3 protein-coding genes and 3 pseudogenes are annotated in these 7,445 nt (G+C 72.5%); 3 read left to right on the top strand and 3 right to left on the bottom strand.

Annotated features, from left to right (window positions below; all coding sequences use genetic code 11):
* Positions 1-281: pseudogene (locus tag SSOG_RS15760) on the top strand (iron chelate uptake ABC transporter family permease subunit); the annotation flags it as partial.
* On the opposite strand, the gene SSOG_RS15755 reads toward SSOG_RS15760, so the two are convergent.
* The 3 genes and pseudogenes from SSOG_RS15755 to SSOG_RS15745 form a co-directional block, all read right to left on the bottom strand.
* A complete protein-coding gene (locus tag SSOG_RS15755) occupies positions 230-1,483 on the bottom strand; it encodes an alpha/beta fold hydrolase (protein WP_009715222.1) in 1,254 nt (417 codons plus the stop codon). The pseudogene SSOG_RS15760 and the gene SSOG_RS15755 sit on opposite strands and share 52 nt — an antisense overlap.
* Before the next feature lie 89 nt (positions 1,484-1,572).
* Positions 1,573-3,082: pseudogene (locus SSOG_RS15750) on the bottom strand (alpha/beta hydrolase).
* 140 nt (positions 3,083-3,222) lie between these two features.
* A pseudogene (locus SSOG_RS15745) lies at positions 3,223-6,028 on the bottom strand (lysylphosphatidylglycerol synthase transmembrane domain-containing protein).
* Positions 6,029-6,238: 210 nt separating this feature from the next.
* Between SSOG_RS15745 and SSOG_RS15740 the strand changes: the two are divergent.
* Both SSOG_RS15740 and SSOG_RS15735 read left to right on the top strand, forming a co-directional pair.
* Positions 6,239-6,625 carry an MGMT family protein gene (locus SSOG_RS15740; protein WP_039937697.1) on the top strand — a complete coding sequence of 129 codons (387 nt, stop codon included), beginning with the start codon at positions 6,239-6,241 and terminating at the stop codon, positions 6,623-6,625.
* 87 nt (positions 6,626-6,712) lie between these two features.
* Positions 6,713-7,445 (top strand): UvrD-helicase domain-containing protein (locus SSOG_RS15735; RefSeq protein ID WP_009715217.1); only part of this gene is annotated, 733 nt, incomplete at its 3' end.

Below are 7,445 nucleotides of genomic sequence, written 5' to 3'. Positions count from 1 at the left end.
GTAACCCGCTCGCCGACCCCGGGCTGCTCGGGCTGAACGCGGGCGCGTCCGCCGCCGTCGTCTCGGCGATCAGCTTTCTCGGCGTCACCTCGCTGACCGGCTACGTGTGGTTCGCCTTCCTCGGCACCGCCATCGCCTCCGTGCTGGTGTACGCGCTCGGCGGTAGCCGGGGCGCCACGCCGGTGCGGCTCGCGCTCGCGGGTACGGCCGTGTACGCGGCGCTCTACGGCTACATCAACTCCGTACAGCTGCTGGACAGCGCGGCGCTCGACAAGATGCGGTAGCGGCCCTTGTCGTCGCGGCCGGACATCGAATCCGCCATCGCGAGCAGCAGATTGCCCTTGTCGAGCATCAGCACTTCCTGAAGGCCCAGCGTCAGGTATTTCCAGCTGTCCTTGGAGTAGAGCGCGGCGGCGATACCGCCGAGCGCCCCGCCTTGGGTGAGCTTGCGGCCGCTGTCGGTGTCCAGCGGCTTCTTGTCGAGTTTCTTCAGCAGCGTGACGATCTTCTCGGCGCCCGCTTTCGGATCGTCGCCGACCGGGCAGCCGAGCCCCTTCTTGGCGCAGTCCCGCAGGTAGTTGTCCAGCGCGAGCTGGAACCCCCTGGCCTGCGCGAGGGAGCCCTGTTCGGTGTCCGCGGACGGGTCGACCACGGCGTCGAGGACCGCGCGCGCGACATGCCACGGGTAGAGATGGGCGTAGACGCCGCCGAGTTCGGTGCCGTAGGAGATGCCGAAATACGAGAGTTTCCGGTCGCCCAGCACCTGCCGCATGAGGTCCATGTCGCGGGCCGCGCTCACGGTGTCGACATGGGGCAGCATCTTTCCGGAACGCTTTTCGCATCCGGCGATGTACTTCTTCGCGTCCGCGGTCGCCGCCTTGATTTCGGCGGCGTCGTCCGGAGTGCCGTCCACCGCCTCCGCGGCGTCGATCTCCTTGTCGCTCCGGCAGGTCACGCCCTCGCTTTCGCCGACCCCGCGCGGATCGAAGCTGACGAGGTCATAGCGGGAGCGCAGTTTCTCGTAATCCCCGCCGAATCCGGGCAGGGAGGAGACCCCGGAGCCGCCGGGGCCGCCGAAGTTGAACACCAGGGAGCCGATCCGCTTGTCCTGGTCGGCGGCCTTGGCGCGGATCATCGCGAGGTCGATGGTCGCGCCGTCCGGCTTCGCCCAGTCCAGCGGCACCGAGAGGTCGGCACACTCCCAGTCGTTGCCCGGCGCCTTGCCGGTGCCCTGGAGCGCGGACGGCGCCTCGCACCCCTTCCAGTGCGGCTTCTGGCCCGTGAGCGAGCCGGGCAGGCCGGAGGCGCCCGGGGGCGCGGCCGGGGCGGTGGACGAGCGGCCGGACGACGGGGTCGCCGACGCCTCGCCCTGGTCCTTTCCGCCGCCGCTACAGCCGGCGACGGCGATGAGGGTGACCGCGGCGGTCGCGGAGACCAGCGCCCTGGTCGCCCTGGTCCGTATCGTGCGGAGGGAACTCGACATGGTCGGTGATCCTATGAGGATGGTATGAGCGGGAGTGTGCGCGCTTGTTCTCCATACGGTCACAGCCGCGACGGTCGGGCCCAGGGTGTCTAGGTGCAGACCTTGCCGTTTTCCGGAACCCGGCCGTTCAGCAGATAGGCGTTCACGGCTTTGCGCACACAGCCGCTGCCGCTGTCGTACGCCCCGTGTCCCTCGCCCTTGTACGTGAGCTGGACGCCGACCCCGGGCCCGAGTTCGTCGGCCATCTTGCGCGCCCCGGCGTACGGCGTGGCCGGGTCGCCGGTGTTGCCGACGACCAGGATGGGGGCGGCGCCGTGGGCGCTGACGTCGGGTGTGGTCCAGGCGCCGCGGACGGGCCAGTCGGTGCACTGGGTGAGGCTCCAGGCCATGAAGTCGCCGAACACCGGGGACGCCTTGCGGAAGGTGGGCAGCTTCCGCCGGATGTCGGCCAGGGTGTAGCGCTGTTTGAAGTCGGCGCAGGTGACGGCGGTGAGTGAGGACTGGAGCGTGCTGTAGTCGCCGTTCTCGTCGCGCCCGTTCATGGCGTCGCCGAGGGCCAGCAGGATCCCGCCGTCGCCCTGCCGGGCCCCGGCGATCCCCTGGGTGAGGTACGGCCAGAAGTCCCGTGAGTACAGGGACTGCGCGATGCCCCCGTCGGCCAGCGACTGGGTCAGCTTCCGGTTACCGCTGCCCGCCACCGGATGCCGGTCGAGGCGCTTCAGCAGGGCTTGGATCTGGGCCTGGGTCGGACAGCCGGCCGCGGCGGTGCCGCGGCACCCCTTCAGGTAGTCGCCCAGCGCCAGTTGGAACCCCTTCGCCTGGCCGAGGGCGCCCTGTTCGGGGTTCTGGGTGGGGTCCACGACCCCGTCGAAGAGCGCCCGGCCCACCTTCTTCGGGTACAGATGGGCGTAGACGCCGCCCAGTTCGGTGCCGTAGGAGACGCCGAAGTAGTACAGCTTGCGGTCGCCGAGGACGCGGCGCATCACCTCCATGTCGCGGGCGGCGTTGGTGGTGCCGACGTACGGGAGCACCGCGCCGGACCGCTTCTCGCATCCGGCGGCGTAGCCCTTGACCCGGCGCACCAGGGACTTCACCTCGGCGGAGTCGTCCGGGGTGGCGTCGGCCGCGTAGTAGGCGTCGAGTTGCCGGTCGCCGAGGCAGTGCACCCCCTTGCTGCGGCCGACCCCGCGCGGATCGAAGCTGACCAGGTCGTAGCGGGTGCGCAGTTGTTTGTAGGTGCCCGCGAGAGCGGGGAGCGTGGCGACGCCGGAGCCGCCGGGGCCGCCGAAGTTGAAGATCAAGGAAGCCGATCCGCTTGTCGGGGTCGGTGGCCTTGGCGCGGATCATCGCGATGCCGACGGTGGCGCCGCGCGGCTTCGCGTAGTCGAGCGGAACGTGCAGGGTCGCGCACTCCCACTCCCGGCCCGGGGCCTTGGTGGTCGCCCCGTCCTCGCTGTCGGAGGGGACGGGGCAGGTGCTCCAGCGGAGCTTCTGGCCCGCGGTGGTGTCCGGCCGTCCGGGGTCGCCGCCGCATCCGGCGGTGGCGGCGAGCAGCAGGGCGGCGGCGGACAGCGCACCGGTGCGCAGGGGTCGGGACACGGCGGCTCTCTCCCGGGGTGGCGGCGTACCGCCATCCTGCGGGCCCCGGCGGGGTCGCGCGCGCACAGCGCGGGCGTACGGGTGAGGGCGCGCGGGCCCGGCGGGACGGTCCGGACACCCCCCTGGGGCCGTCGGTGCGGCTACAGGGACTCTCGGCGGGTGAGGTGGGTGAACGCCAGCCAGCCGGGCAGCACCGGCAGCCAGAAGACCATCAGCCGGAACAGCAGCACCGCGGGCGCGGCCGTCTCGTACGGCAGCCCGGCGAAGGTGAGTCCGGCGATCAGGGCGGCCTCGACGGCGCCGACGCCGCCCGGGGTGGGGGCGGCCGAACCCAGGGCGTTGCCCGCGAGGAAGACGACCGCGATGCTCGCGTAGCTCAGGTCGCCGCCGAACGCGCGGATGGACGCGTCGAGGCACATCACGTTGGCCGCGGTCAGCAGCAGCATGCCGCCGATTCCGGCGAGCAGCTTCCGGGGCCGCTGGAGCACGTCCAGCATGCGCGGCACGACGCCGGCGAACAGCGACCGCACCCGGGTGGAAACGAACTTCCGCAGTGCGGGCACCGCGGTGACCACGAGGGTGAGCACGGCGCCCGTCAGCAGCCCGGCGATCACGGTCCGGGAGGGGGAGAGCGTCGGGGTGCGCTCGGTGCCGGTGATGTAGCCGAAGGTGGCCAGCAGCACGATGTGGCTGGCCAGGCCGAACAGTTGCGAGGCGCCGACGCTCGCCACCGCGAGCCCCGGCCGCACCCCGGCGCGCTGGAGGAAGCGGGCGTTGAGGGCGACGCCGCCGACCGCCGCGGGCGCCACCAGCTTTACGAACGAGGCGGCGACCTGCGCCAGCACCGTACGCCCGAAGGGCACCTTCTCGGGGACGAAGCCGAGCAGGCTCAGGGCCGCGGCCACATAGGTGAGCGCGGAGAAGAGGAGTGCGAACACCACCCAGATCCAGTTGGCCTCGCCGACCAGGGCGCCCAGCTTGAGGTGGGTGAACTGGGACAGCAGGAAGTACGCGGCGAAGGCGCCCGCGCAGAAGCTGATCAGGGTGCGCGGCTTGATGCGCTCCAGCCGCACCGGCTCGATCGGCGCCTGCGGCCGCACCAGCAGCACCTGGCGGCGGATCTGGGCGAGCAGATCCTCCTCGCGGGCCTCTTCCAGGGCCTCGTCGAGCGCCTGCTTCTCGGCCTGCTTCTCGGCCTTGGCCGTCTTGCGGTCGCTGACGGCCGCCTCGGCCTTGCGCCCGCCGTCGGTCTCCCCCCGGGCCTCCTCGGCTTCCCGGGCCTCCCGCGCCTTGGCCTCCTTGGCGGCGCGGGACGCCTCCAGCACTGCTTCCCGCTGCCGCTGGGCGCGCTCCCGGGCGAGGTGGCGCAGCGTCGCCCGGGTGGCCCGGCCCAGGGCGAGGGGCTGGAGCAGGGGGAGGCTGTCGGCGACCGCGTCCGGCCCGATGACGTCGACCGCGACGGCCACGGAGCGCTCGGCGCCCACCCGCAGCCCCAGGGTGGTCATCAGCTGGGCGATGTCCATCCGCAGCACCAGATCGCCCGCCGCGATCTCGCCGCCGCGCAGATCCGTCAGGATGACCGCGCCGGAGCGGTCGACCATCAGGGCGTCGCTGTCCAGCCGCCGGTGGGCGATGCGCCGTGACTGGAGCGCCTGCACCTGGTGCCAGGCCCCGGCCAGCAGTTCATCGGTGATCGCCTCGTCCGGCAGGGCGTGCAGCGGACGGCCGCCGATGTGCTCGTAGATGAGCATCACGGCGTCCGGGCCCAGCTCGGAGGTGGCGATCAGCTTGGGCGCGTTGGCACCCGCCGCGATCGCCGCGTACGCGAGCAGCGCCTCCTGCTCCAGCGCCTGGCGCAGCGACTGGAGGCTGCGCAGGACGAGGGTGATCGTGCGCAGCGTCAGCCGCTGCCAGACGCTGTAGAAGAAGCCCTGGGCCTGCTGTTAGCGGTCGACCACCGTAAAGTACAAGCGGTGGCCCGTCCTCCAGGGTGACCAGATAGCGGCGGCCCCGGTCGCTGTGGTTACCGTGCTCGTAGACGGCCTCCTCGGCGCGCGCCGCGCTGACCGGGTTGAAGCCGACCCGGCGCAGCCCGGCGAGCAGGTGCTGACCGGTGGGCCGGACGTTAAAAGAGCCGACGGCGTAGAGCGTGCCGTAGGCGACGGTCCAGCCGATGAGCACCGTGATGATGATCGAGAACGGGGTGGTGTAGCCGCCGACGAGCACCGCGAACGCGTCGAGCAGCAGTACGCCCCACATGGCCACCCGCCAGCGGGGGCGGCGCGCCATGCCGACGGCCGTCATATAGGCGATGACGGGGGCGAGGTAGCCGTGCACGGGATCGCTCAGGGCGCCGCCGGGCGCGGTCTGGGTGAGGGCCTCGCGGATCGAGTCGGGCGCGGCCCTGGCGACCCACAGATCGGTGGCGAGGGAGATGCCGTGCGCGAGCACCGCGGCCAGGACGCCGTCCGCGATCCGCAGCCCGTCCCGTTTGACCAGCCGCTCGATCGCGAACGCCACCGGCAGGACGAGCACGGCGATACTGGCCGTCAGCCCCGCGAAGTCGATCATCAGCGGGGGCGCCTGGTTGGCGCCGTGGCCGATGTCCTTCTCCAGCCCCGCGGTGGTGCCGTGGGCGAAGGCCGCGACGGCCAGGACGATGCCGATGCCCAGCGCGCCGAGCAGCAGCCGCATCAGGTCGGAGGGGCGGTGCACCCGGGCGGGCAGCAGCGGTTCGTCGCCCGAGACCCGTTCGTTGTGCCCCTGGGGGCCGTCGGGGTCGCCCGGGTCGCCGCAGTTCTCGGCGCCGCCGTGGTCCTGGGGGCCGTGCGGACCGCCGGTGCCGTCCGAGCCGTCCGAGCGCGGCAGCGCCTCAGGGGTGCGGGCCTCCTCTTCCGGAGGCTGCGCACCCTGCTGCTTCGCCGTCTCTTCTTGATCTCGTATCACCAGTCACCGCCCGGAAGATGGTGGCATGCCCGGGCTGCGGAGGAGGGCATCAGGGTGCATTTCGGGGATGTGAGCCTCGGATCGTACGCCCTGTAGGGGTTTCCCGCACAATGCGTGATCGAACCCCCGCTGCCGTCCGCAGAGCCTTCGACGGTACCGCGCGGGGCGGGGTCGGTGGCGGTGTCGGTGGTGTGCGGCAGGATGGGCGGGATGAGCCGGGAGAGCGAGGAGCCGCGGGCCGACGACGAGCTGCCCGCGTACGCGGAGCGGGTGCTGGACGTCGCCGACCTGATCCCGCCGGGCCGGGTGATGACCTACGGGGACATCGCCGAGTGGCTGGAGGAGGGCGGCCCGCGCCAGGTGGGGCGGGTGATGGCCCTCTACGGGGGTGCCGTGCCGTGGTGGCGCGTGGTGCGCGCGGACGGCGCGCTGCTGCCCGGCAGCGAACTGCGCGCCCTCGACCACTACCGCGAGGAGGGCACTCCGCTGCGCGGGGCGCCGCGCTCGGCCGAGGGGCATCTGCCGAAGATCGACATGCGGCGGGCCCGCTGGGACGGCACCGAGAGCACGGAAGACGGGGGCGGCAGCGCGGGATAGGGGTTGTCCACAGCCATTCGGGTGACACCCCGCGGCACATGAGAGGCTTTCCCGCACCCAGCCAACCCACCAGGACCGGCGATCCATGTGAGTACCTCCTCCTCGTCCCTGCCGCGACAGCGGCGGGGACGGCAGCCGTATTTGCGGCTGCCGTCAGCGGGCACGTACCGCCTGGTCCGCAGTCGGCCGGATCCGGTGGCCTTTCCTGTCCTGGACGCACGGCAGCGCGCCGTGGTTGAGCACGAGGGCGGTCCGCTGCTGGTGCTCGCCGGGCCGGGCACGGGGAAGACCACGACGCTCGTGGAGGCCGTCGCCCGGCGGGTGCGCGAGGGCGCCGACCCGGAGCGGATCCTGGTGCTCACCTTCAGCCGCAGGGCGGCCGTCGAGCTGCGCGACCGGATGACGGTGCGGCTGGAGGGCGCGACCGGGCCGCGGGCCACCACCTTCCACTCCTTCTGTTACGCGCTGGTCCGCGCCCATCAGGACGTCGACCTGTTCGCCGATCCGCTGCGGCTGCTGTCCGGCCCGGAACAGGACGTCGTCGTAAGGGAACTGCTCGCCGGGCAGGCCGAATTGGAGCGCGCGGGGCGCGCCTCGGCCCGCTGGCCCGACGAGCTGCGCGCCTGCCTGACCACCCGCGGCTTCGCCGACGAGGTGCGCGCGGTGCTCGCCCGCAGCCGGGAGCTGGGCCTCGGCCCGCGGTCGCTGGGGGAGTTCGCGGCCCGCACCGGTCGCCCGGACTGGGGCGCGGCGGCGGCCTTCCTCGCCGAGTACCTGGACGTCCTGGACGCCCAGGGGGTGCTGGACTACGCGGAGCTGG

The sequence above is a fragment of the Streptomyces himastatinicus ATCC 53653 genome (assembly GCF_000158915.1).
Classification (GTDB): domain Bacteria; phylum Actinomycetota; class Actinomycetes; order Streptomycetales; family Streptomycetaceae; genus Streptomyces; species Streptomyces himastatinicus.
The sequence above is the reverse complement of the archived record's forward strand: the minus strand, read 5'-3'. Positions and strand labels throughout refer to the sequence as shown.

Bases quoted from the DNA above. Each gene is read 5' to 3' on its own strand.
- SSOG_RS15740 (WP_039937697.1), top strand. From the start codon at position 6,239: ATGAGCCGGGAGAGCGAGGAGCCGCGGGCCGACGACGAGCTGCCCGCG.
- SSOG_RS15755 (WP_009715222.1), bottom strand. From the start codon at position 1,483: ATGTCGAGTTCCCTCCGCACGATACGGACCAGGGCGACCAGGGCGCTG.